General features: G+C 72.1%; 15 protein-coding genes. 9 read left to right on the plus strand and 6 right to left on the minus strand.

The window, feature by feature from the left end; all coding sequences use genetic code 11:
- Position 1 precedes the first annotated feature (1 nt).
- Positions 2 to 1,387, minus strand: a complete 1,386-nt coding sequence (locus WME79_RS16625) for a hypothetical protein (protein WP_437536513.1) — start codon at positions 1,385 to 1,387, stop codon at positions 2 to 4.
- Positions 1,388 to 1,709: 322 nt separating this feature from the next.
- Between WME79_RS16625 and WME79_RS16630 the strand changes: the two genes are divergently transcribed.
- The 3 genes from WME79_RS16630 (at position 1,710) to WME79_RS16640 (ending at position 6,759) form a co-directional block, all read left to right on the plus strand.
- Positions 1,710 to 3,416 carry a DUF1592 domain-containing protein gene (locus tag WME79_RS16630; protein WP_437536516.1) on the plus strand — a complete coding sequence of 569 codons (1,707 nt, stop codon included), beginning with the start codon at positions 1,710 to 1,712 and terminating at the stop codon, positions 3,414 to 3,416.
- A complete protein-coding gene (locus WME79_RS16635) occupies positions 3,413 to 4,777 on the plus strand; it encodes a DUF1552 domain-containing protein (RefSeq protein ID WP_437536519.1) in 1,365 nt (454 codons plus the stop codon). Before WME79_RS16630 ends, WME79_RS16635 begins: the two co-directional genes overlap by 4 nt.
- A gap of 68 nt (positions 4,778 to 4,845) precedes the next feature.
- Positions 4,846 to 6,759 (plus strand): L,D-transpeptidase, encoded by a 1,914-nt coding sequence (locus WME79_RS16640; RefSeq protein ID WP_437536521.1) that lies wholly within the window; start codon positions 4,846 to 4,848, stop codon positions 6,757 to 6,759.
- Positions 6,760 to 6,813: 54 nt separating this feature from the next.
- Here the strand turns inward: WME79_RS16640 and WME79_RS16645 are convergent, their stop codons facing one another.
- Positions 6,814 to 7,530 carry a hypothetical protein gene (locus WME79_RS16645; RefSeq protein WP_437536524.1) on the minus strand — a complete coding sequence of 239 codons (717 nt, stop codon included), beginning with the start codon at positions 7,528 to 7,530 and terminating at the stop codon, positions 6,814 to 6,816.
- A gap of 509 nt (positions 7,531 to 8,039) precedes the next feature.
- On the opposite strand from WME79_RS16645, the gene WME79_RS16650 reads away from it, so the two are divergent.
- The gene (locus tag WME79_RS16650; RefSeq protein ID WP_437536527.1) at positions 8,040 to 11,627 is read left to right on the plus strand and encodes a protein kinase domain-containing protein; all 3,588 of its coding nucleotides are present in this window, start codon (positions 8,040 to 8,042) and stop codon (positions 11,625 to 11,627) included.
- A gap of 11 nt (positions 11,628 to 11,638) precedes the next feature.
- Here WME79_RS16650 and WME79_RS16655 read toward each other — a convergent pair whose 3' ends face one another.
- Positions 11,639 to 13,642 (minus strand): PAS domain S-box protein, encoded by a 2,004-nt coding sequence (locus tag WME79_RS16655; protein ID WP_437536530.1) that lies wholly within the window; start codon positions 13,640 to 13,642, stop codon positions 11,639 to 11,641.
- A 447-nt stretch (positions 13,643 to 14,089) separates the two neighbouring features.
- Here WME79_RS16655 and WME79_RS16660 point away from each other — a divergent pair, with 447 nt between their 5' ends.
- Positions 14,090 to 14,782, plus strand: a complete 693-nt coding sequence (locus tag WME79_RS16660; protein WP_437536533.1) for a hypothetical protein — start codon at positions 14,090 to 14,092, stop codon at positions 14,780 to 14,782.
- Between the two features lie 218 nt (positions 14,783 to 15,000).
- Here WME79_RS16660 and WME79_RS16665 read toward each other — a convergent pair whose 3' ends face one another.
- Positions 15,001 to 18,546 carry a protein kinase domain-containing protein gene (locus WME79_RS16665; protein ID WP_437536536.1) on the minus strand — a complete coding sequence of 1,182 codons (3,546 nt, stop codon included), beginning with the start codon at positions 18,544 to 18,546 and terminating at the stop codon, positions 15,001 to 15,003.
- A gap of 145 nt (positions 18,547 to 18,691) precedes the next feature.
- Here WME79_RS16665 and WME79_RS16670 point away from each other — a divergent pair, with 145 nt between their 5' ends.
- The 4 genes from WME79_RS16670 to WME79_RS16685 all read left to right on the plus strand — a co-directional run bounded on the left by WME79_RS16670 (position 18,692) and on the right by WME79_RS16685 (position 21,179).
- Positions 18,692 to 18,925 (plus strand): MoaD/ThiS family protein, encoded by a 234-nt coding sequence (locus WME79_RS16670; protein WP_437536539.1) that lies wholly within the window; start codon positions 18,692 to 18,694, stop codon positions 18,923 to 18,925.
- 25 nt (positions 18,926 to 18,950) lie between these two features.
- Complete coding sequence (gene moaA, locus WME79_RS16675) at positions 18,951 to 20,072, plus strand: GTP 3',8-cyclase MoaA (RefSeq protein WP_437536542.1); 1,122 nt, start codon at positions 18,951 to 18,953, stop codon at positions 20,070 to 20,072.
- Between the two features lie 76 nt (positions 20,073 to 20,148).
- Positions 20,149 to 20,664 (plus strand): cyclic pyranopterin monophosphate synthase MoaC, encoded by a 516-nt coding sequence (gene moaC, locus WME79_RS16680; protein ID WP_437536545.1) that lies wholly within the window; start codon positions 20,149 to 20,151, stop codon positions 20,662 to 20,664.
- Positions 20,661 to 21,179: a molybdenum cofactor biosynthesis protein MoaE gene (locus tag WME79_RS16685; protein WP_437536548.1), complete on the plus strand. Its 519-nt coding sequence runs from the start codon at positions 20,661 to 20,663 to the stop codon at positions 21,177 to 21,179. Before moaC ends, WME79_RS16685 begins: the two co-directional genes overlap by 4 nt.
- Before the next feature lie 36 nt (positions 21,180 to 21,215).
- On the opposite strand, the gene phoU is transcribed toward WME79_RS16685, so the two are convergent.
- Positions 21,216 to 21,941 (minus strand): phosphate signaling complex protein PhoU, encoded by a 726-nt coding sequence (gene phoU, locus WME79_RS16690; protein ID WP_437536550.1) that lies wholly within the window; start codon positions 21,939 to 21,941, stop codon positions 21,216 to 21,218.
- Between the two features lie 20 nt (positions 21,942 to 21,961).
- Positions 21,962 to 22,825, minus strand: coding sequence for a phosphate ABC transporter ATP-binding protein PstB (pstB, locus tag WME79_RS16695; protein ID WP_437536552.1), 864 nt, complete (start codon positions 22,823 to 22,825; stop codon positions 21,962 to 21,964).
- Position 22,826: the final 1 nt, after the last annotated feature.

Here is a 22,826-nt window from a genome sequence, read left to right on the forward strand (position 1 = left end):
CTCAGTAAACGTAGGCTCCGGCGAGCCGCACCCCAAGGTACTGGTCGATCGCCCCGCCGGCTACGTACGCGTCGCCGACCGCGGGCTCGAACGACGAGAAGAACCGCGCGTACTCGATGAGGAGCCGCGCCTCGACGCCGGTCGTGACGGGCACGAGCACCCCGGCCATCGCGCCGATGCCCTGCACGCTCGCCCCGGCGAACCGATCGTAGACCGGGCCTGACGAGAGCGGGAAGAGGTAGTCGGCACCAAGCGCCAGCGCGACCGGGCCGACCGGCACCCGCGCGTCGAGGCCGGCCCGGACCAGCGTGTAGGAGACGTTCGGCACCGTCCTGGCCAGGGCCTCCGCCGCGTCGACCTCGAAGGTCAGGAGCCGGAGCCCGGCGGAGATGCCGAGCACGGACGACTCGCCGATCGACAGCCGCTCCCGCAGCCCCAGGTTGATGCGCTGGTACGTCGTGCTGATCGGGTCGCCGTCGCCGATCGCCGAGTTGAGGCCGAACGCCTGCATGTACCCCGCGGTGATGCCGAGGCCCTTGAGCACCGGGATGTCCGTGGACGCGAGCGGGTACACCTCGCCGGAGACCGACAGCCCGGGCTGACCGAAGACGTCGTAGGGCCGGAGGTTCTGCGTGACCGGATCGGAGTAGTCGAACCAACGGCCAGCGAACTCGACGCCGACCTCGACCGAGAAGAGCGCCGAGCGGGGGTCGTGGCGCTTGCGCTTCCCGCCCTTGTCGCCGTCGTCGCCGCCCTTGTCGTCGCTGTCGCTGCTCTTCTCGTCGCCGTCGCCGTCGCCGTCCTTCTCGTCGCCGCCGTCCTTCTCGCCGTCGCCGTCGTCGCCGCCGTCCTTCGGCTTGTCCTCGTCGGCCGTGGCGGCCGCGGGCGCGATCTGCGAGAGCGTCGGGCCGAGCAGCTCTTCCAGCGCCTTCTTGCGGTCGTCCCGCGAGCCGCCCAGCGGCACCGCGCTGTCCACCGCGAGGTCGCCGGAGTTCTCGTCGACGTAGACGAGGTGGACCTCTTTCTTCTTCTTCTTGTTCGTCCGCGAGACGCCGTAGATGACCCCCTCCGCCTTCGCGGCCTTGCCCGCCTTGCGGATGCGGTCGATGGCCTTCTTCCGCTGGGCCTTCATCACCAGCGCGTCGCCCACCGGCTTGGTCTGGCCGGCGCTGCGCAGCGACTTCGAGAACGCGTCGTCGTCCACGACCTTCAGCGTCTCCGGGACGAGGGACACGATGTCTTCGCGGATGTCATCCGCGTTCGGCCCCTCGATGTAGATCGCGATCGACTTCGACCCCTTGGGGGCGGCGAGCGCGATGGGCGAGAGCGCGAACGTCGTGACCGTCGCGGCGGAGAGCCCGAGGAGGATCCTCCCGCAGAGGCTCAAAGAGAGGGACAGCGTTGTGAACCTGGTCGGCTTCCGCGCGGGCCTTTTGCCGGCAGCGGCGTCAAACGAAGCTTGCACGCGCGCGAGCCTACAGGCGATGTCGCGGCAGGATCCAGCGTCTTTCGAGGGGGCTGAGCGACATTTCTCGTGACGCGCAGTGTAGCTATGAGACTCCGCTACAATCGGACTCTCAGGGCTCGCTGACCCTCGTCTTCCTTGGCGCCTTGACGGGCCCCGGCGAAGCGAGAAATGTCGTCGCACGATGCGCAGCGCCGCAACGCAACGCATCGCAGGCCAGCGCGTCCCCCAGGGGAGAGGGCAGATGGATCGGTCAAGAGGACGGAACCGCCGCGCGGCGCGCGGCCCCGGCGGCTCTCTCGGGCTTGCGATCATCGTGGCGGCGGCTGCCGCCTGCTCCGGCGGGCGCGGCGGCGGGGCCGCGGGGGGAGCGGAAGGCGAGGCGCCGCGCTGCGCAGAGATCCGGCCGGGCGCGTCGCCGCTCCGGCGGATGACGCGCTTCGAGTACAACAACACGATCCGCGATCTCCTCGGCGACGACAGCGCGCCGGCCGACGCCTTCGTGGTCGAGGAGGAGGCGCTCGGGTTCAACAACCAGGCGGCGGCGCTCGGGGTCACGCAGCTCCTCGCCGAGCAGCTCATGAAGGCCTCCGAGGCGATCGCGGCGCGGGCCGCGAAGGATCTCGGGAAGCTCCTTCCGGGGTGCGACCCGGCGGTGCAGGGGCCCGACGCGTGCGCCGCGGAGCTCATCGAGCGCCTCGGCAAGCGCGCGTTTCGCCGGCCCCTCGCGCCCGCGGAGAGCGAGCGGTTCGCGCGGCTCTTCGCCTTCGGGAACGACGAGCACGGCTTCTCGACCGGCGTCGAGCTCGTGATCCAGGCGATGCTCCAGTCGCCGCACTTCCTTTACCGCGTCGAGCACGGCATGCCGGATCCGGCCGGCGAGGGCGTGGTGGCGCTCTCGGACCACGAGATCGCCTCGCGGCTCTCCTACCTGCTCTGGAGCTCGATGCCCGATGACGCGCTGTTCGCTGCAGCCGACGCGGGGGAGCTCCGCACCGCGGAGCAGATCTCCGCGCAGGCCCGCCGCATGCTCGAGGATCCGCGCGCCCGCGCCGCCGTCGCGAACTTCCACGCGCAATGGCTGCAGCTGTCGAACATCGACACCCTCACCAAGGACCCGGCGGTCTACCCCGGCTTCCACGCCGGGCTCCCGGCCCTCCTCCGGGCGGAGACCGAGGCGTTCCTCGATCACGTCGTGTTCGAGGACGAGGCCGGCGACGTGGCGACGCTGCTGACGGCGCCCTACTCGCTGATGAACGCCGAGCTCCGCGCGTTCTACGGGCTGGGAGCGGCGGGCGGCGCGGAGGCGCCCGGCGAGCTCTCGGTCGTGCCGCTCGATCCCGCGCAGCGCGCCGGCTTCCTTACCCACGCCAGCGTGCTCGCGGTGCTCGCGAAGCCGGACCAGTCCTCGCCCGTCCACCGCGGCAAGTTCGTCCGGGAGCGGCTGCTCTGCCAGACCTTGCCGCCGCCGCCGCCCGACGTGGACATCCAGCCGCCGCCGGTGCGGGAAGGGATCCCGACCCGCCGGCAGTTCGAGCAGCACGCGGAGGACCCGGGCTGCGCTGGCTGCCACCGGCTCATGGATCCGATCGGCTTCGGGTTCGAGCGCTACGACGGGATCGGCCTCTACCGCGAGGTCGATCAGGGCGTCCCGGTCGACGCGAGCGGCGAGATCGTGGCGAGCCGGGATGTCGATGGGCCCTTCGACGGGGCGGTGGAGCTCGCGCACCGCCTCGCGGAGAGCGACGACGTGCGCCAGTGCGTCGCGACGCAGTGGTTTCGCTTCGGCTACGGCCGCGCCGAGCAGGCAGAGGACGAGTGCAGCATGCGCCAGATCCAGGCGGCGTTCGCCGAGAGCGGGTACAACATCAAGGCGCTGCTCGTGGCGCTGACGCAGACCGACGCGTTTCGCTACCGCCGCGCGGCGCCGGACGCAGGGGGTGCGCCGTGAGCGGCGCCGCACAGCGCCGGGCGTCGAGGAGGCGCCTCGATCGCCGCGCCTTCCTGCGCGGGGCCGGCGGGCTTGCCCTCGCGCTCCCCTTCCTCGACGCCATGGCCGGATCGGCGAGCGCCGTCGATTTCCCGAAGCGCTTCGTCGTCTTCTTCACCGGCCTCGGCACGGTGAAGGGGGCCTGGCTGCCGACCGGGACCGAGTCGTCGTTCGAGCTCGGAGAGATCCTTGCGCCGCTCTCGCCCTACCGGGACAAGCTGCTCGTCGTCGAGGGCATCGACATGGAGTCCGCCTACAGCGGGCCGGGCGACCCTCACCAGCAGGGCATCGGCCAGGCGCTCACGGGCACGGAGCTCCAGGAGGGGACCCTCTTCCCGTACGCCTGCAACCCCGCCGCGCGGGTCGGCTGGGGCGGGGGCATCTCGGTCGACCAGTTCCTCGCCGCGAGGCTCGGGGATCGCACGAAGCTCTCGTCGCTCGAGCTCGGTGTCCAGGTCCAGTACGCCAACGTCTCGTCGCGCCTCTCGTACCTCGGCCCGGGCCAGCCGGTCCCGCCCGAGGACGATCCGCGCGCGGCGTTCGACCGGCTGTTCCTCGACCTCACCGCCGACCCGGTGGAGCTCGCGCGGCGGCGCGTCCTGCGCCGCCGGGTGCTCGGCAGCGTCATGGAGGACTACGGCGCCCTCGCGCGCGAGCTGGGGGGCGAGGACCGGCAGAAGCTGGAGCAGCACCTCGACGCGCTGAACGACATCGAGCAGCGGCTCGACGTGCCTGCGCTGCTCGGCGGCGCGTGCGCCGTGCCGACGCTGGGCGAGCCGCTCGACGTCTACGCGAACGACAACTTCCCCGCGATCGGGAGGCTGCAGACCGACCTGCTCGCGATGGCGCTCGCCTGCGATCTCACGCGGGTCGCGTCGATCCAGTGGAGCGCGACCCAGGCGGGCAAGGTGTTCACGTGGCTCGGCCAGTCGGAGACGCACCACGCGCTCTCGCACTCGAACATCGGCGACCCGGAAAAGCAGCAGCAGCTCATCGATATCGGGCGCTGGCAGGCGGAGCAGCTCGCGTACCTCCTCGAACGGCTCGACGCCGTCCAGGAGGGCACGGGCACGCTCCTCGACAACACGCTCGTCCTCTGGTGCACGGACATCTCGGAGGGGCAGAGCCACTCGCGGCGCGACATGCCGTACGTGATCGCGGGGGGCGCCGGCGGGACGCTCAGGACTGGAAGATTTTTGCGCTATGCCGGCGATCCTCACAACAACCTGCTCGTGGCGCTGTGCAATGCGATGGGCGTGGACGTGTCGACGTTCGGCAACCCCGCGTACTGTTCGGGGGTGTTGCCGGGCCTCCTGGCCTGAGCGTCGGCGCGCGCCCGCCGCGTGTTTTGGGCTTTTCGTCGCGCGCCGATTTTGGCAAGTACGCCCGCATGGGCGCCCTGCTGTCCTTCGGGAAGCCTCACGGTGCGCGGCGCGCGGCGCGCCTCGCTCTCTGTCTCGCTCACCTCGCGGCGCTCACGGCGGCGGCGTGCGGCTGTCGCAAGCCTGCGGACGTCTCGGCGGACGCCGGGGCCGCGGCCCCGGCCGGCGACGCGGGCGCCGACGCTGCCCCCGCGGCGCTCACGGCGGCCGAGGGGCAGGTGGCGCCTGCGGCGCTCACGGCGCCCGAGTGGCCGCCGAGCGACAAGCCGCTGCTCGGCGTGACGGCCTTCGTGGCGACCGTCTACAAGGAGCCGCGCGACACGTCGAAGAAGCTCGGGTACCTGCGCGTCGGCTCCAGGGTGCCTCGCTCCGCTGAGCCCGCCGGCACCGCGGGCTGTCCGGGCGGCTGGTATGCGATCGAGCCCCACGGCTACCTCTGCGTCGGCGAAGAGGCGACGCTCGACCTGAACGACCCGATCCTCAAGGCCGCCGGCCCTGGGCCGAACCTGAGGACCGCGCTCCCGTACCGGTACGCCTTCGTCCGCGCGGTGCTGCCGCTCTACCTGCGCGTCCCCACCGCCGAGGAGCAGCGCAAATCGGAGTTCAAGCTCGACGAGCACCTGTCGTGGTTCGAGGAGAACAAGGCGACCGTGCAGCGGGTCATCCTCGGCGCGAACGACGTGGCGATCGACGCGCGCGGCGTGCCGCTTCCGGGCAAGCAGCTCGGCGAGCTCGGTCTGGGGAAGAACTCGCTCGAGCTCGGCGAGGGCGCGCTGCTCGGCGCGGAAGGGGACGGCGACCCGATCCCGTTCTGGCTCGAGGGCGGCAAGCGCGTCATCCGCAACCTCAGCGACTTCAAGGTCCCGGACTACGCGGTCTTCGCCGATCGCGCGCGGCGCTTCACCGGGCTGTCGCTGATCGGATCGTTCACGACCGGACCGGAGTCGCTGAGCCGGCGGTTCGCGATCACGACCGATCTCCGGCTCGCGCCTGCGACGAAGATCAAGCCCGACACCGGCTCTCCCTGGCACGGCGTCGAGCTGACCGATGCGCTCACGCTGCCGCTCGCCTTCGTCCGCGCGCGGGGCGCTCGCGACGTTCAGATCCAGGGGGACAAGGCGACGCCGGGCAAGGAGCTGCCGTTCCGGGACATCGTCCCGTTGACCGGCAGGATGCGCCGGATCGAGGGCGTGAAGTACTACCGCACCCGGGATCAGCGGTACGTGAGCCAGCTGGACGTCGGGCTCGCGGTCGCGCCGTCCGCGTGGCCGGAGGTCGCCGAGAAGGGCGAGAAGTGGATCGAGGTGTCGATCACGCACCAGACGCTGGTCCTCTGGGAGGGCAAGCGCCCGGTCTACGCCACGCTGGTCTCGACCGGCCAGGCGGGGGTGGCCGATCCCAAGACCACGACCGCGACGGTGCGCGGCATCTTCCGCATCCGCAACAAGCACATCACGGCGACGATGGACTCGAACGAGTCGTCGAGCGTCGGCGGCCGCGCGGAGACGACCGCCGACGCGCCGTCGGCCTCGCGCGGCGCGAAGCCGGAGAAGGGCGGCTCGTCGAAGGAGCGCTCACCGAAGAAGCCTGGCGCGAGCGCTGCGGCGAAGCCCGCGGCAGGCGAGAAGGTGGTTCCCCGGAAGGGCGACGGGGAGTACGGCGTGACGCGGCGCCGCGGCGAGGGGACCTATGCCCTCAAGGACGTGCCGTACATCCAGTACTTCGCGAGCGGCTACGCGCTCCACGCCGCGTACTGGCACGACGTCTTCGGCACGCCGCGCAGCCATGGCTGCATCAACCTGGCGCCCATCGACGCCCACCGGCTGTTCCTGTGGACCGATCCCCCGGTCCCGCCCGGATGGCACGCGATCAACACAGGCGAGGAGCTGGGCGAGGGAACAACAGTCATCGTCCACGAGTGAGTGAGGCGGGCGTTGTCACCAATGAGAATGAGGGAGAGAAGGGACGGGGGCGCTTCAGTGCTTCGGCGCGCTGCGGAGGAGGTCGGTCAGGGCGTCGTCTGCGGAGGCGGCGAGGGCGTCGAGGAGCGCGGCGAGGTGGGCGTGCTGGTCCGGGGTGAAGGGGGGCATGCCGAAGCGCGCACGGACGCCTGAGAGGCGCAGCACGAGACCCGCGCCGTCCTGGTAGCCGGCGATCCATGGGCCGCGGGTGAGCTCGTCGCAGATGCGACGGAGCCGCGCCTCGAAAGCGGCGCGATCGGCGAGGGCACCGGCGGGGGAGGGGGCGCGCTGCTGGAAGTGGTGGATCGAGGCGGCGGCCTCGGTGGGGGCGCCGTCGATGGCCTCGAGGCCGGCGCGGAGGTCGTCGAGGAGGGGCGCGAGGCCGGTCCTGCGGACGAGCGCGCCGTCGAGGCACATCTCCCAGAGCACGTGGGCGAACAGCGCGAGCCGGGGCGCGCCGAGCGAGGCAGCGCGCAACGCGGCGGCGAGGCGGCGTTCGCCCTCCACGAAGACGGGGGCGGCGTGGAACCAGCGATCGACGGCGACGTGGTGGTCGATGCCGGCCAGCACCTCGGCGAGGCGGGGCGGCGGGGCGGCGGGGCGCTCGGGCGCGCGGGAGGGCCTGACGCGCCGGTCGGCCATGCGCCAGAGGTCCGGGAGCATCGCCGCCGCGCCCGCGGCGGCCGAGCCGAGGTCGCGCGCGGCGAGGTGGCGATGAAGCAGGAAGTTCATGCGTTCAGGATGGCGCTGCCGTCCGCGGCGGTCGACGGCGAACCGATGCGGCGCGCGTCCGGCAGCGCGGGGAGCGCGTAGCGTTCGTTGGCAGAATGGCCGGGAGCGGCTGCGCTTGATTTGCTGTCGGATCTCCTCCGGTTGCTGGGCAGGAGTCCTGGGCTGCTGGGCGAACGTCTCTCTTAGGTGGTTGGTGTCCTGGGCCGACAGGTCATCGCGATGGCGAACTTGCGTTGAGCGCGGCGCGTTTGCGCCGCCGGGCGGCTGCTCACCTCCATGGCGCGCATGTAGGGAGAGCGGTGCTGTCGAGCTCGCATCGCCTGCCTCCGTTACCCGGCCAGCGGAGATGGCTCCATGCCAGTTGCCCGCTGCGGCCGTCATGGCCCCTTTTCCTCCTTGGAGCCGCGAGTTCGGCGGGGCCCCACGCGCGCCCCGCCTCGCACATCCCCTCGCCCGCGGCCGTTGCTTCTCTTGCTCGGGGTTCGGCGCAACAGGTAGCCTAGGCAACGATGCAGGCCAGCGACCCGTTCGGCTGGGTGGGGTCGATCATCGACGGCCAGTTCGCCGTCGAGGCGCTGGCGGGCGAGGGAGCGTTCGGTGTCGTCTACCGGGCCCGGCACCTCGGCTTCGATTCGCCGGTCGCCGTCAAATGTCTCAAGATCCCCGCGGGTCTAAGCCCTGACCAGCAGGACGGTTTCCTCGCCAAGTTCCGCGAGGAGGCGCGCCTGCTCCACCAGCTCTCACGCCGGACGATGGGCATCGTCCAGGCGCTCGACATCGGCGCCGCCGCCGCTCCGAAGGGGCCATGGACGCCGTACATCGTCATGGAGTGGCTGGAGGGCGAGACGCTCGAGCAGGATCTCAAGCGCCGCAGCGCCGAGAAGCTCCCGCCGAGGAGCCTCGGCGAAGCGATCCGGCTCCTCGCGCCGGTCGCCTCCGCGCTCGCCGTCGCCCACGACGAGAATGTGTCTCACCGCGACGTCAAGCCGGCCAACCTGTTCCTGCTCGGCGACCGGATGAAGGTGCTCGACTTCGGCCTCGCCAAGGTCTTCTCCGAGACGCCGACGTTCGCAGAGGCGCTCGTCCAGACGGGACGAACGTTCCGCGCCTTCACGCCGCAGTACGGCGCGCCGGAGCAGTTCAGCCCGAGGTTCGGCGCCACAGGGCCCTGGACCGATGTCTATGCGATGGCCCTCATCCTCGTCGAGGTCGCGAGCGGTCAGCCCGCCCTCTCGGGCGGCGACGTCATCCAGCTCTTCGTCGCCTCGAGCGATGAGTCGATCCGGCCGAGCTTCCGCGCCCGCGGGGTGAGCGCGAACGCCGACGTCGAGGCGGTCCTCGGCCGCGCGCTCGCGATCAACCCCTCGCAGCGGTTCCACAACCTCGGCGAGATGTGGGCCGCCCTGGAGGCCGCCCACCGCTCCAGCGTCGTCGTCGTGGCGCGCGACACCTTGCGCGCGCCCGCCTTCGGCTCGGGCGACGCGAACGACGACGCGGATGAGCTGCTCGACCTCGCCGCCGTCCACCTGCCGCCGCTGCCGCCGCCGCCGGCGCTGTCCGTCCCGCCGCCGTCGCTGCCGCCGTCGTCGAAGCCGTGGCGGGCGCCGGACAGCAGCGGGATGAGGGGGAGCGTGAGCTCCGATCGCGGCTCGCCGCGGACCCGGGCCGCGCTGCCGTTCGAGGGCGGTGAGCACCGGGTCTGCACCGTCCTGTTCGCCGATCTGTCCGAGGCGACCGCGCTCTCGTCGCGGCTCGATCCCGAGGACGTCAAGGACATCGTCGACCGCTGCTATCAGGCGCTCGCGGAGCACGTCGAGCAGATGCACGGGATCGTCGAGCGGCCGATCGGCGGGCGCGTCATGGCTGTCTTCGGCGTCCCTCGCTCGACCGACAGCGACGCCGAGCGAGCCATCGTCGCGGCGCTCGGCGCGCAGGCCGCGATCCCGCGCCTCGCGCTGCCGCGCGCTGCGCGATCGGTCCGCCTCTCGGTGCGGTTCGGGATCGCGACGGGGCGGGCCTTCGTCGGCGCCGGGGGCTCGGCGCGGCAAGATCTCGCCGTCATCGGCGACGCGGTCGACGGCGCGGGGCGCCTGCAGCAGCTCGCGCCGCGCGGCGCGATCGTGATCGGCCGCGACACCCACCGCCTCGTCCTCGGGCGCTTCCACGTCGAGCCGATCGACGCGAGCGCCGGCGCGGTCCGGGCGCCGGCGGCGCCGCCGGCGTCTACCGCGCACGGCGCGGCGCCGCCGATCTACCGCGTGCTCGGCGAGGCCCCGCTCCACCACGCGTTTGCGCCGCCCGATTTCCATGGGCTCTCGACGCGCCTCGTCGGGCGCGGCGCGGAGATGCAGCGCCTGTGTGATCTCGTCGAGACGGCCTTCCACGAGCGGCGGCCGCGCCTCATCACGCTGGTCGGCCCGCCCGGCGTGGGACGGACGCGGATGCTCGCAGAGCTCTTCGCGGGCCTCCGCGACGGCGGCGCCGGGGGCGGCGCGCCCTCCTCGGAGCGCGGGTACGCGCTCGCGCCGCCCGGAGGGCTGCTCGTCCTGTCGGCGCAGTGCTCGGCGCTCGCGCAGGATTCGAGCTATGGCCTGGCCGGCGCGCTGCTCCGCCGCTGGTTCGGGATCCACGAGGCCGATCCAGCCCAGGTCATCCTGCGCAAGCTGCGCCGCGGTCTCCGCTGGATCCGGCTGCGCGCCGCGCGCGCCAGCGTCCGCGCCGAGCGGGAGGCCGCAGGCGCGGGGGCCAGGGCCGCCGCGCTCGGGGGCGCATCGCCCATCGTGACCCGCGCGTCGTCCGTCCCGCTCCGAGGTCCGATCAGCTCGACCGTCAGCGGGCGCAGGGGAGGCGGGGCGGCGCGGTACGAGGACGACGACGAGCTCGATCCGTCCCCCTCGCTGTCGAGGCCGAGCGGGGGGAGCGACCTCGAGGAGATCCTCGCCCGGCTGGCGGCGATCCTGGGCGCGCGGCCTGCGCCCGCCGGGCTCCTCGAGGCCGCGGCGCGCGGCAGCGTGCTGGCGAGGCGCCGGATCGCCTCCGCGCTCGCGCTGCTTGTCACCTTCGCGCTCGAGCGGACGCCGATGGTGATCGTGTGCGACGACCTGCAGTGGGCCGACGACGCGACGCTCGACCTCGTCGAGGAGCTCGTGGCGCACTCCGAGGGGCTGCCGCTCTGCGTGGTGTGCGCCGCGCGCCCCGAGCTCTACGAGCGCCGTCCGGACTGGGGCGTCGGGAAGGAAGCGTACGTCCGCGTCGACGCGTCCTCGCTCGCGCGGCGGCACGCGGAGGAGATGATCCGGGATCGGCTCCGCGGCGCCTCCGCGCTCGACCTCGAGCTCGTGCGCGCGATCGCCGAGCGCTCCGAGGGCAACCCGCGAACCGTGGAGGAGACCCTCCACCTCCTCGTCGACGCCGGCGCCATCGAGGCTCAGGAGGGCGCGTGGCACGTCCGTGAGGAGGCGCTCAGCGCGCTGAGCCTGCCGCCGGCGGTGCACGGCGTGGTCCAGGCGCGCCTCGACCGCCTGGACGAAGCCGCGCGCGGCCTCCTCGCGCAGGCGGCGGTCGTCGGCCGGACCTTCTGGGAGGGCGCGGTCGAGCGGCTCCGGAACGACGCCCCGCAGGCCCGCTCGCCGATGTCGAGCGAGCGCATCCTCGCGGAGCTCCAGGATCTCGATCCGCCGTTCTCGGTGCGCCACGGGGGCAGCGCGTCCACCGCCGAGCTGCTCGCGCGCCTCTGCGAGCGCCAGCTGATCCGGCTCCGCTCCCCCGCGTCGTTCGCCGGCGAGCGCGAGTACGTGTTCGTGGAGCAGGCGACGTGCGAGGTCGCCTACGAGATGCTGAGCCTCAAGATCCGCCGGCGGATCCACCTGCTCGTCGCCGACTGGATCGAGCACCGCGCGTCGAACGTGGAGGCGCGCGACGAGAGGGCCGCCCTCCTCGCCCACCACTACGAGCGGGGCGGCGATCTGCGGGCGGCCGCGGCGGCATACGATCGCGCCGCGGCGCACGCCGCCGCGATCGGCGAGGGCGCCGCGGCGGTGCGCCACGCGGCGCGCGCCCGCGAGCTCCACGACGAGCTCGCGGCCGACGACGCGTAGGAAGGCCGCGGCTACCGCGCCTTGCCGCGCGCGTTCGGCAGCCGGGCGCCGGACACGACCAGCGCGTGGCGCAGGGCGTCCTCCAGCGCGCCGAAGGTCTCGAGCGTCCGTGCGTCGCTGCCGAGCGTCACGATGGCCTGCGCGACCCCGGGGGAGATCCCCGAGACGAGGCAGCGGCTGCCGAGCAGGCTCGCGGCCCGGGCCACCTGGAACAGGTGGTCGACCGTCGGCGTGTCGACGTCCTCCACGCCGGTCAGATCGAGCACGGCGAAGTGGGCCTGCGTGCGGACGATCTCCCCGAGCAGCTTCTCCATGACGTCGGTGGCCCGGACGCTGTCGAGCGCGCCGATGATCGGCAGCACGAGGACGCCCTCCCACGCCTGGATGATCGGCGTCGACAGCGCGCGGATCGCCTCCTGCTGCTGGCGCAGGACGCTCGCGGTCCGCTCGCGTTCGGCGTTCTCCGCGGCGAGCATCCGGTTCTTGCCTTCCAGCTCCTCGGCGTACACCTCGAGGCGCTCGATCGACTGGCGCAGCTGATCTTCGAGCCGCTTGCGCTCGGTGGTGTCCCGCATCGTCACGGCGACGCCGCCCTGGATCGGCACGATCTGGTGGTGAACCCAGACGCTCGGGCGCGACGCCTGGGCGCTCGGCGCGGGCACCAGGATCTCCTCCTCGATCGGCGCCCCCTTCCGGAGGCCGCGCAGGCACCGCTCGAGGAGGACGCCGGCCTCGACCGAGTGGACGAGCTCCGAGAGGCGCTGACCGAGGAGCTGCTCGCGCGGCACCGACAGCATCGTCGCGGCGCGCGCGTTGAGCCCCGTGATCACGAAATCGGCGATCTCCTCGCTTTCATCGCGGCGGGCGGCCAGCGTGAGGAACGCGTCCATGCTGGCCTCGACGGCCGCGTGGAAGCGCGCCTCGCTCTCCCGGCGCTGCTCCTCCGCGCGCCGGCGCTCGGTGATGTTCTCCCCGACGATGAGCGCGTTCGTGACCTCGTCGACCCCCCGGATCGCGCTGACGTGGTTCGCGTACCACGCCCGCCCGCCGTTCACGCCGAGGCCGACCACCTCGTAGCTCGCGCGGCCTCCCTCCTGGAGCACCGTCTGGAGCGCCTCCCTCACCGTGGCGTGGTACTCCGGCGACGTGAAATCGTAGAGGCTCCGGCCGACGATGCTCTCCTCCCGGACCCCGGGATACGGCCGGTTCACCGAGACGATGCGCGCGTCCTTGTCGACGACGACCAGGTAGTGCGGGATGCCGTCGTACAGCGCCCGCAGCTTCTCCTCGGACTCACGGAGCGAGATCTCGGCGGTCTTGCGCCGCGTGACGTCGCGGGCGACGAAGTAGACGAGCCCCTCGTCGAGCGCGAGCATCGCGTTCCACTCGAGCCACCGGTACGAGCCGTCCTTGCAGAGGAAGCGGTTCTCGTAGGTGATCGTCTGCGCGCCCGTCGAGAACGTGTCTGTCTCCGAGAGGGTGCGCGTCTTGTCTTCGGGGTGGATGAACTCGAGGTAGGGTCGCGCCATCAGCTCCTGGCGGCTGAACCCGAGCGTGCGTTCCCACGAGGGGCTGAGCTCCTTGAACCGCCCGTCGAGCGTCGCGGCGCCGAGCATATCGACCGCGAGCGCGTAGAGCCGCCGCTGCTCCTTGTCCTCTTCGCGCACGACCGCGCGCAGGATCGGCCCTGCGCTGTCAGGGAGGGCGAGCCGCGCGATCTGCGTGTCGGCCTGGACGAAGTCCCCACCCGGCCGCCGGTAGAGCCACCGAAACCGCTGCGGTTCGCCGCGGCCCGCCGCGTCGAGCCGCTGGGCGAGGCGTTCGGCGGAGGCCTGTCCGTCGGGCTGCAGGAGCGGCGCGAGGTCCGCGAGCTCCCGTCCGATGAGGCCGCCCTCGGACCCGGCGAGCAGCCGGATCGCGCTCGGGTTGGCGTCGATCACGCGGCCGTTCTCCAGGAGGAGGAGCGCGTCTTCGGCCGCCTCGAATGCGGCGCGGTGGAGATCAGGCTGGCTCATCGTGGGCGCCGCAGGGTGTCAGGGGCGCCGTGCCGCCGGGTTGTCCTCTCGATCTCGATCGCCAATCAGCACCTCGAGCGGCCGCCGACACCCCGCTCTGTCGCTGCCGCCAGCGGCGCATTGTGCAGGAAGCCTCGGTGGAGATCGAGGTCCATGAGTCCGCGCGCGGCTCGGCGCGGGTGGTGGTTGTCGTTGCCCTCGTCGCCTTCGTCGGTGTCGTCGGTTTCGCCCTTTGTCCGCTCCCTGGTCCGGGATCCGTCCCGGTGCAGGCCGCTCGCGCGCTGGCAGTCGAGCGCTGTTCCCTTCGCCAATGTTGTCTGCCTGCCACTCGCGGGCGACGACCTCTCGCGTGCTGCGGGCGCCGTGGTAGCGTTGGTCTGTATCGCGGGGGGTTCCTGCTGCACTGCCTGTCGGCAGGCAGCTCTCGCGCGGTGCGAGGGGGGTGCGATGATCTCGGAGGCGTGCGGGCTCTGTGCTTGGCCAGCGAGCCTCGTCGTCGACGACGTGCAGCGGCACAAGGGTGCGCTCCTGGACAAGGCGCTGCAGATGCGTGCGGACAACAAAGAGCCGCTCGCACGCGTTGCCTTCCGGGGCGCGCTCTACTGGCAGCGCTGGCTCCTGACGAAGGAGCCTGGGCTCCACGAGGAGGCGCGGGTCGTCTCCGGGCTCGAGTTCGCTCGAGAGGCTGGCGACTGGAAGGAGGCCGATATGCTCCTTGCCCACGCCGACAGCTCGAGCGCCCTCGCCGGTCTGCCGTTCGTCGATCACTGGAAGGCGCTCGTCGCGCAGCACTTGCCGGAGCAGGTGAGCGACGAGCACGAGCTCGAGGAGACGTTCCAGGAGTTCCGGCGGCACCCCAGCGAGGAGGCCGCGGAGAGCGTGCGGCGCTGCGCCACGGCCATCGCGCCGCTCGGGTCGCCCGTCCCGGTGCACAGCCTCCTGGCGCGTGTGGCGATGGATCTTGGCCAGACCGAGGAGGCGGAGTTCCATCTCGCCGCGCTCGTCGTCTGCAGGCCGCTCTGGATCCCCTACGTCGTGCAGCTGGCCGAGCACCAAGCGAGGCTCGATCTGCCGCGTGCCCTCCGCACGATCGAGGACGCGCGCCGACTCTTCGGCCCCGACTTCTGGCTCCCCCTTTGAGCGGGACTCACCCGCTTCGGATACGGGCCCATCTCGGCGTTTTCGGTGCTCAGCGCACGGGAGTGCGCCTGCGCGCCGAAAACGCCGATCTGGACCCGTCTCCTGTGCGGGTGAGTCCCGCTCGGCGACGCATCTCGTGAGAGCGTCGGCCGTCGACGGCCTCTGATCCCCTTGGAGAGCTCTCGTTGCCAGGATCCTGCGCCCCCGCGGCCCCCGCCTCAGGTGCTCTCGAGCGTGCGCATCCAGCCGCTGATCCGTGCCCCCGCCGGCTTGGGCCAGCCCATCCGCGCGAAGCGCTCGAGGAGCTGCGGCGTATGGTCTCCGGTGCGGCTGTCCTTGAAGGCCGCGCGCGCCGCGTCGAGCTCGCGCGCAGCCTCGTGGAAGCGCCCCTCGTGGTACGCGAGCCACGCGAGCGTCAGGTGCCGGTGCTGCCGGGGCTCCGCCTCCGCGAGCGCCACCGCCTCGCACGCCATCAGGTGGTCGCGAGCGAGCTCCGCGTCCCCGCGGTGGAGCGCGATCTGCGCGAAGAGCAGCCGCGCCTCCACCAGGCCCCACGGATCCCCGAGCCGCTCGAAGAGCCTGCCGGCGGCGAGCGCGTGCTCCTCGGCGAGCTCCGGCGCGCCCGCGTCGAGCGCCACCATCGAGAGGAGGCGCTCGCACCCGGCCTCGCCGCGCGGGTTCGCGACGTCGCGGAAGCTCTGCCGCGCCGCGAGCGCGCCCGAGCGCGCCGCCTCGAAGTTGCCGACGCGGTGGTCCGAGTGCGACAGCGCGAGGTCGCACTGCGCGAGCCCGAGCCGGTACCCGATGGCGTCGAAGTCGGCGTGCGCGGTCGTGAGCAGCGCGCGCGCCGCCTCCGACGTCGCCCCGGCCTGCTCGACCATGCTCTGCAGCAACAGGCACTGCGCCCGGCCGAGCCGATCGCCGACATCCATGAACCGCGCCGCACCCGACGCGAGCACCGCCCGCGCCCGCGCGTGCTCGCCGAGCAGGTAGTCGATCTCGCCGAGCAGCACCTCGCACTGCGCCTGCCCGTGGCCGTGGCCGATCTCGTCGAAGATCGCGTGCGCTCGCGCCACGAGGCGCCGGCCCTGCGCCTCCGCGCCGAGGTCCGACGCGATGTGCCCGAGCAGGCGCAGGCAGTGCGCCTGGTTTTCGCGATCGCCCGCTTGCTCGAAGATGCGCCGCGCGTCCTCCGCGTCGCGCCGCGCCTCGTCGAGCCTCCCCGCCAGCCGCAGCGCCTCGCCGCGGAAGCGCAGCTGCGTCCCGAGGCGCGTCCCCGTCAGCACGGGCCGCGCGTCCACCCCGCCCCGGAGGCCCGGGCGCGAGTCGCTCCCCCCGGGCAGCTTGCCGTCGAGCACGGCGAGATCGCGGAGCGTCGCCGCGATGTCGCGCGAGCTCTGCCAGTGCGCCGCCACGTGCGCGTGCATGAGCGCCGCGGCCTCGTCGGTGTCGCCTGCGCGCAGGAGGCTGACCACCCGGTGCCGGAGGATGCGGCGGCTCGACGCGGCCGGGTGCGCCCCGAGCGCGTCGGCGGCGGCGCGGAACACGCGGGCCGCGTCCGGCTCGAGGAAGAGCTGCGAGAGGAGGTGCTCCTGGAGCAGCGCGTGCGGCCAGCGCAGGCGATCGCCCACGGCGAGGAGGATCTGGGCGCGCTGCATGGACGCGAGCGCCCGGTCCGCCGAGATATCGAGCGAGGTGAGCAGCGCGCGCAGGATCTCGCGCCGGATGTCGCCGCCGAGCGCGGCGGCGGCGCGCGCGCCGGTGCGGAGCTCCTCGGGCAGCGCCGCGAGGCGCTCTTCCCAGAGGTCGGCGGTGGTCGCCGCCTGCACGGCCATCGACGCCCTCGGCACGAAGTACTTGCCCGCGCGGAGCTGGAGGTGCCCGCCGCCCGCCCACGCGTGCAGCAGCTGCAGCGCGAAGAGCGGGTTCCCCTTGCTGCGGGCCGTCGCCGCCTCGGCCGCCGCGTCGTCGAGCGGCAGCGTCTCCCGGAGCAGCGCGTGCGTCTGCGTGGGGTTCAGCGGGGCGACGTCGAGCCGCTCTCCGACGTAGGCCGCGAGCGCCCCCTCGATGCGCCTCGCCGCCACCGGATCGCACTCGACCGCCTCGCTCCTGACCGTCGCCACGACGAGGAGGCCCAGGTTCGGCGCGTCGCGGTGGAGCGTGAGGAGCCCCTCGAACGTCGTCGACGAGGCGTAGTGCAGGTCGTCGAGCCAGAGCAGCACCGGCCGGTCCCGGCCGATCCTCTCCAGGGTCTTGCGGATGATCAGCCAGCGGAGCTCGGGGCGATCCAGGCGGAAGCGCTTCCCCGTCGGACCGACCGCCTCGCTCCCCGGGGGCGACGGCTTGATCCACTCGGCGGTCGCCGCGACCCATGTCTTGCCGACCTCGTCCTCGGGCGGGACCTCCCAGAGGTTCATCAGCACCTTCTCGACGATCTCGCGCTCGGCCCGCTCCAGCCGGTAGTGCTGGGTCACCGCGCCGAGCACGCCGTCGAGCGGCGCCGCGATGCGCCGGTAGCGCGCGCGGAGCGGCACCATGAGCGCCCGCTCGTGGACCTCCTCGCAGAGCCACTCGGCCAGCCGGCTCTTGCCGACGCCGGCCTCGCCCGCGAGCAGGACGAACCGGTGCATCGCCTTCGGCGCGTCGACCATCTCGGCCACGACCTCCATGAGCCGCGCCCGCTCTCCGGTCCGCGCGACGAACGGGCTCGGCCGGAGCGCGAGCAGCCCGGTGGTCGTCACGGACGGCGGCGGGTCGTCGTCTGGAGGCTCGATGAGCTCGGGCGTGAGCAGCTCCTTGCGGCTCGGGGGCAGACGGCCGCTCGTCAAGAGGGCGATGGGCAGCGGCGTCGCGGTCACGTTCGCGTTGTTGCGCGGCTCGAACCGCTTCCACACCCGCCGCGCGTCGCCCGCGAAGTCGAAGCGGTGCCAGGGCCGCTTCGCGAGCAGCCGCTTCGCGAACTTCGCGACGTCGCCCGGCACCACCGGGGGGAGGGGCAGGTCCGGAATCGGCGAGCTCCGATGCTGCTGGAGGAGCTCGTCGTTGCTGCCGTCGTACACCTCGCCGCCGGCGAGCAGGGCGTAGAGGATGCAGCCGAGCGCGTAGAGGTCCGTCGGCGGTCCGACGTGGGGCGCCGCGAAGCGGATCTGCTCGGGCGCCATCCAGCCCGGGGTGCCCGCGCCCCAGCGCACCGTGGGTTCGCTCTCCCTGGAGCCGTCGAGCCGGTGATCGACCCGGTCCTGGATGAGCCAGGCCAGCCCGAGGTCAAGCACGTGCACGAGCGGCGGCTCGCCCCCGTGCTGCAGATCGACGAGGACGTTGGACGGCTTCAGGTCCCCGTGGATCACGCCGCGCGCGTGCGCGTGCGCCAGCGCACCGAGCACCTGGTCGATGACGCTCCAGATGATCGGCCAGGGCAGCGGGTCCTCGAGCCGCGCGAGGTAGAGCCACTCGTGGAGCGATCGCCCTGGGACGGCGTCCATCACGAGGTATGGCGTCCCATTGCTGAGCGCCCCGAAGTCGCGGGCCTTGACGAGCGCTGGATGGGAGAGCCCGGCGAGCGCCCGGGCTTCCTCCTGGAACCACCACGCGTCCTCGGGGCGGGCCGCCGCGCCTGGCCGGTCGAGCAGCTTCACGGCCACGCGCTCGTCGAGCACGAGATCGCGGCAGAGATAGACGACCCCCATGCCGCCGCGACCCAGCTCTCGGCGGACCTGATAGCGACCGGCCAGGATCGTGCCCGGTAAAAAGCCTTCTTCCGACATGACGGTGAGCCGCCCGATGATAGCCGTGCCGGCCGGGCCCGGTAGACTCGATCTCGCCGGGGCGGCCCGAGGTCGCTTGGCGGCAGTTCGTCGTGTCGGGTCAGCGGAGCGATGCTAGGTTGCGGTGATGGATGCAGCGGTACGCGTGCTTGCATTCGCTGGCGCGAGGGATGTGCTGGGCACCGGAGAAGTGGCGCTGCCGCTGGCTGGCCCCTGCACCGCAGCGGAGCTCCTGGAGCACGTCTGTGCTCGTTATCCGGGGCTCGGCCCCTACAAGGGATCCATCCGGGTGGCGGTGAACGGCGTCTATGCGACGCCGAACGATCCTGTAGGTTTCGGTGACGAGGTCGCGCTCATCCCGCCGGTGGCGGGCGGCTAGCTAGAGGACCCGAGAGGGACGCGCCATGTCTTCTTCTATTGGCGGCCTCGATCCTGCGCGCAATGCGGGCGACGCACCCGATCAGCGGAGGCGATCGCTGCCGCTCGTCGGCGGCGGAGACGCCGGGCGGCGCGCCGCTGTGATCCCGTACCGCGACGGCGCCCACGAGGCAGCTGGCGCGCACGCGGGGCCCGCGCCGCGGAGCGTGCGCATCTCGGTCACGGATCGATGCGACTTCGCGTGTACGTACTGCCGCCCGTCGCGGCATGACGGCTATGCCGACGGCAAGCTCATGACGGCCGCCTGGCGCACCATGTTCGAGGCCCTGCGCGACGCCGGCGTCCGGCGGGTGCGCCTGACCGGCGGCGAGCCGCTGCTCCACCCCGAGATCGTGTCGATCGTCGGGTGCCTCGCCGCGCTCGGCTTCGAGGATCTGGCCCTCACGACGAACGCGTCGCAGCTCGCGCGGCTCGCCGGGGCGCTGCGCGCCGCCGGCCTGCACCGGCTGAACGTCTCGATCGACACCCTCGATCCGGGGCGCTTCCGCGAGATGACCCGGGGCGGCGAGCTCGCCCAGGTGCTCGATGGCATCGACGCCGCGGTCGCGGCGGGCTTCTCGCCGATCAAGCTGAACACGGTGGTCCTTCGCGGCGTGAACGACGACGAGATCGAGCGGCTCGCGCTGTGGGCCTGGGAGCGACGGATGGTCCCGCGCTTCCTCGAGGTGATGCCGATCGCCGAGGGCGCTCGGCTCGTCGGCAAGCACCTCGTCACCGCGGCCGAGATGCGGGCGCGCCTCGCCGAGCACCTCCTCCCGGAGGAGGCGGCCGCCGAGCCCGGCCTCGGCCCCGCCAGGTACGTCCGCGCTCGCCGCGACCCGTCGCTTCGCGTGGGCTTCATCACGGGCACGAGCGACACGTTCTGCGAGAGCTGTGATCGCCTGCGCGTCTCCTCGACGGGCGTGCTCCGTCCGTGCCTCGCCACGGACGACGGCGTCGACGCCTCGCGCGAGGCGAAGATCGGCGATCGGGCGGCGATCCGCCTGCGCCTGGACGAGGCGTGGCGCCTCAAGCCGGACGGCAAGGTCTGGAAGGGCTGCACCGAAGAGACGGCCTCCGCGGTGTCGATCCGCGCGATCGGCGGCTGAAGGAGCGGGCGATCGGTGCAGGGGCGGATCACGTTCGGCTTCCGGTCCTCGCGGCTGCCGTGTCAGATTCCGGGTGATGTCGCGAACCCCTGATCGACCCGGCGAGGGCGAAGCGCTCTCGACTCACCTCTCTCCGAGCGGCGAGGCCCGCATGGTGCCTGTCGAAGGCAAGCCCATCACGCACCGCCGCGCGGTCGCGTCCGGCGCCGTCCTGATGCGCCCCGAGACCATCGCCCGGGTCGCGCGCGACGACGCCCCGAAGGGCGACGTGCTGGCCGCGGCGCGGATCGCCGGGATCATGGCGGCGAAGCGCACGCCGGAGCTCATCCCGCTCTGCCACGGCATCGCGCTCACGCACGTCTCGGTCTCGCTCGACGTGGACGAGCCCTCCGCGACGATCCGGGTGACCGCCGCCGCGGAGGCGGTGGATCGCACCGGGGTCGAGATGGAAGCCATGGTCGCGGTGAGCGCCGCGTGCTTGACGATCTACGACATGCTCAAGGGGATCGATCGCGAGATGGTGATCTCGGACATCAAGCTCCTCGAGAAGAGCGGGGGCCGCTCCGGCCATTTCCAGCGGAGCGCGCCGTGAGCCGGATCCGCACCGAGCCGCTCCACCTCGACGAGCTCATCGCCGCGGTGTCTCACCCTGGCGCGGGCGGCATCGCCACGTTCCTGGGCGTGGTGCGCGACGTCAACGACGGCCGCTCGGTCACGCTGCTGGAGTACGAGGCCTACGGGACGATGGCCGAGGCGGAGCTAGAGCGGATCCTGTGGGAGATCGCCGCAGAGCTCCCTGGCGTGCTCGTCGCCGCGACGCACCGGGTGGGCGCGCTCCACGTCGGCGATGTCGCCGTGGCCTGCGCCGCGAGCGCGCCGCACCGAGCAGAGGCATTCCGCGGGTGCCGTCTGCTCATCGATCGCGTCAAGGAGCGCCTGCCGATCTGGAAGCGTGAGCACGGGCCGGACGGCCCCTACTGGGTCGGATGGGAGGACGCCCGCTGCGCCGGCGAGCACGGGCACGAGGCGCCCCACGGGCACACGCACGGGGACAAGGAGCCTCACGGCCACGGCGGGACGGCGCCTCCGACCAACGCAGGCGCCTAGCGCTGCCCGGGCGGCGCCTCTGGGCAGCGCAGGAGCCTAGCGCAGGCGAAGCCCAGCCGGCGGCGGTGAGGAGAGCGGGTCGTTCTCCCTCAAGCGGTTGTGGTGCCGGATGTCCGTCCCCTTGACGAGGAAGACGACCGACTCGGCGATGTTCATCGCGTGATCGGCGATGCGCTCCAGGTACTTGGCGATCGACTGGATGCGCGTGGCTCTGTACACCGTGCTCGGGTCGCGGCTCATGACGAGGAGCACCTCCTGGAAGATGCGGGCGTAGTGCTCGTCGATCACGTCATCGCGCGTGAGCAGCTGGTTCGCTCGCTCGCAGTCGCGGGCGACCAGCGCGTCCAGCGCCTCGTGCACCACCTCGATCGCCTCGTCCGAGAGGCCTTGCAGCTCCGCCACCGGCGCGAGCGGCGGCTCCTCGTTGAGCTCCTGCACGCGCTCGCAGACGTTCACCATGAGGTCGCCGACCCGCTCCAGATCGGTGACGATCTTGAGGGCCGTGGTGACGAAGCGCAGGTCGGACGCGACGGGCTGGCGCGTCGCGAGGATCCTCATACAGAGCTCGTCGACCTCGCACTCGAGGCGGTTGATCCGGCGATCGAGCCGGATCGTCGCCTTGGCGAGGCCCGTGTCGCGCGTCATGAGCGCGGTCGAGCCTTTCTGGATCATCTCCTCGACGAGGCTCCCCATGAGCAGCAGCTTCTCGCGAAGCGTGCGTAGCTCGTGCTCGTAGACCTTGCTGGTGTGCGACGTCGGCATGATTCTATCCCCCGCTTCCATCAGCCGAACTTCCCGGTGACGTAGTCTTCCGTCTTGCTCTCCTTGGGGTTGGTGAAGATGGTCTGGGTCCTGTCGAACTCCACCAAGTCCCCCATGTAGAAGAAGGCGGTATAATCAGAGCACCGGGCGGCCTGCTGCATGTTGTGTGTTACGAGCACGCAAGTATACCGCTCTTTCAGCTCGTCGATGAGCTCCTCGACGCGCGCAGTTGCAATGGGATCGAGCGCCGAGCACGGCTCGTCGAGCAGGATCACGTCCGGCTCCACCGCGAGGACGCGGGCGATGCAGAGCCGCTGCTGCTGGCCGCCCGAGAGGGATAGCCCGGACTGATCGAGCTTGTCCTTCACCTCGTCCCAGAGCGCGACCTGGCGCAGACACTTCTCGACGAGGCCTGTGGGATCCTTGACGGAGATGCCGTTCAGCTTGTGTCCAGCGAGGACGTTCTCGCGGATCGACATGGTTGGAAACGGGTTGGGTTTCTGGAACACCATGCCGACGCGGCGCCGTAGACGCACCGGGTCGACGGCTTTGTCATAGATGTTCACGCCGTCGATCATGACGGAGCCCTTCGCCGAGGCCCCGGGCACCTGCTCGTGCATCCGGTTGAGACAGCGCAGGAACGTCGACTTCCCGCACCCGGACGGGCCGATGACCGCGGTGACCTGGCCGTCGGGGATGTCCAGCGTGATGTCGTGGATGGCGTGGAACTTATGAAAGTATGCGTTGAGCCGGGTGACGCTGATCTTGGCTGGCGGCGCCTCGTCCTCTGGCTCCATGGAACGGCTGTCGATGCCGTCCGTATCGAGCCCGCTGCGGCGTTCCCCGGACCGTACTTTGTGGTGCAGTGAGTCAATCGAGCTCATC

The sequence above is a fragment of the Sorangium sp. So ce726 genome (genome assembly GCF_051521405.1).
Lineage (GTDB): Bacteria > Myxococcota_A > Polyangia > Polyangiales > Polyangiaceae > Sorangium.

Excerpts from the sequence above, each read along its gene's own strand:
- WME79_RS16660 (WP_437536533.1), top strand. The coding sequence starts at position 14,090 with ATGATCTCGGAGGCGTGCGGGCTCTGTGCTTGGCCAGCGAGCCTCGTC.
- WME79_RS16640 (WP_437536521.1), top strand. The coding sequence starts at position 4,846 with ATGGGCGCCCTGCTGTCCTTCGGGAAGCCTCACGGTGCGCGGCGCGCG.
- WME79_RS16645 (WP_437536524.1), bottom strand. The coding sequence starts at position 7,530 with ATGAACTTCCTGCTTCATCGCCACCTCGCCGCGCGCGACCTCGGCTCG.
- WME79_RS16665 (WP_437536536.1), bottom strand. The coding sequence starts at position 18,546 with ATGTCGGAAGAAGGCTTTTTACCGGGCACGATCCTGGCCGGTCGCTAT.
- moaC (WP_437536545.1), top strand. The coding sequence starts at position 20,149 with ATGTCGCGAACCCCTGATCGACCCGGCGAGGGCGAAGCGCTCTCGACT.
- pstB (WP_437536552.1), bottom strand. The coding sequence starts at position 22,825 with ATGAGCTCGATTGACTCACTGCACCACAAAGTACGGTCCGGGGAACGC.
- WME79_RS16650 (WP_437536527.1), top strand. The coding sequence starts at position 8,040 with ATGCAGGCCAGCGACCCGTTCGGCTGGGTGGGGTCGATCATCGACGGC.
- phoU (WP_437536550.1), bottom strand. The coding sequence starts at position 21,941 with ATGCCGACGTCGCACACCAGCAAGGTCTACGAGCACGAGCTACGCACG.
- WME79_RS16630 (WP_437536516.1), top strand. The coding sequence starts at position 1,710 with ATGGATCGGTCAAGAGGACGGAACCGCCGCGCGGCGCGCGGCCCCGGC.
- WME79_RS16655 (WP_437536530.1), bottom strand. The coding sequence starts at position 13,642 with ATGAGCCAGCCTGATCTCCACCGCGCCGCATTCGAGGCGGCCGAAGAC.
- moaA (WP_437536542.1), top strand. The coding sequence starts at position 18,951 with ATGTCTTCTTCTATTGGCGGCCTCGATCCTGCGCGCAATGCGGGCGAC.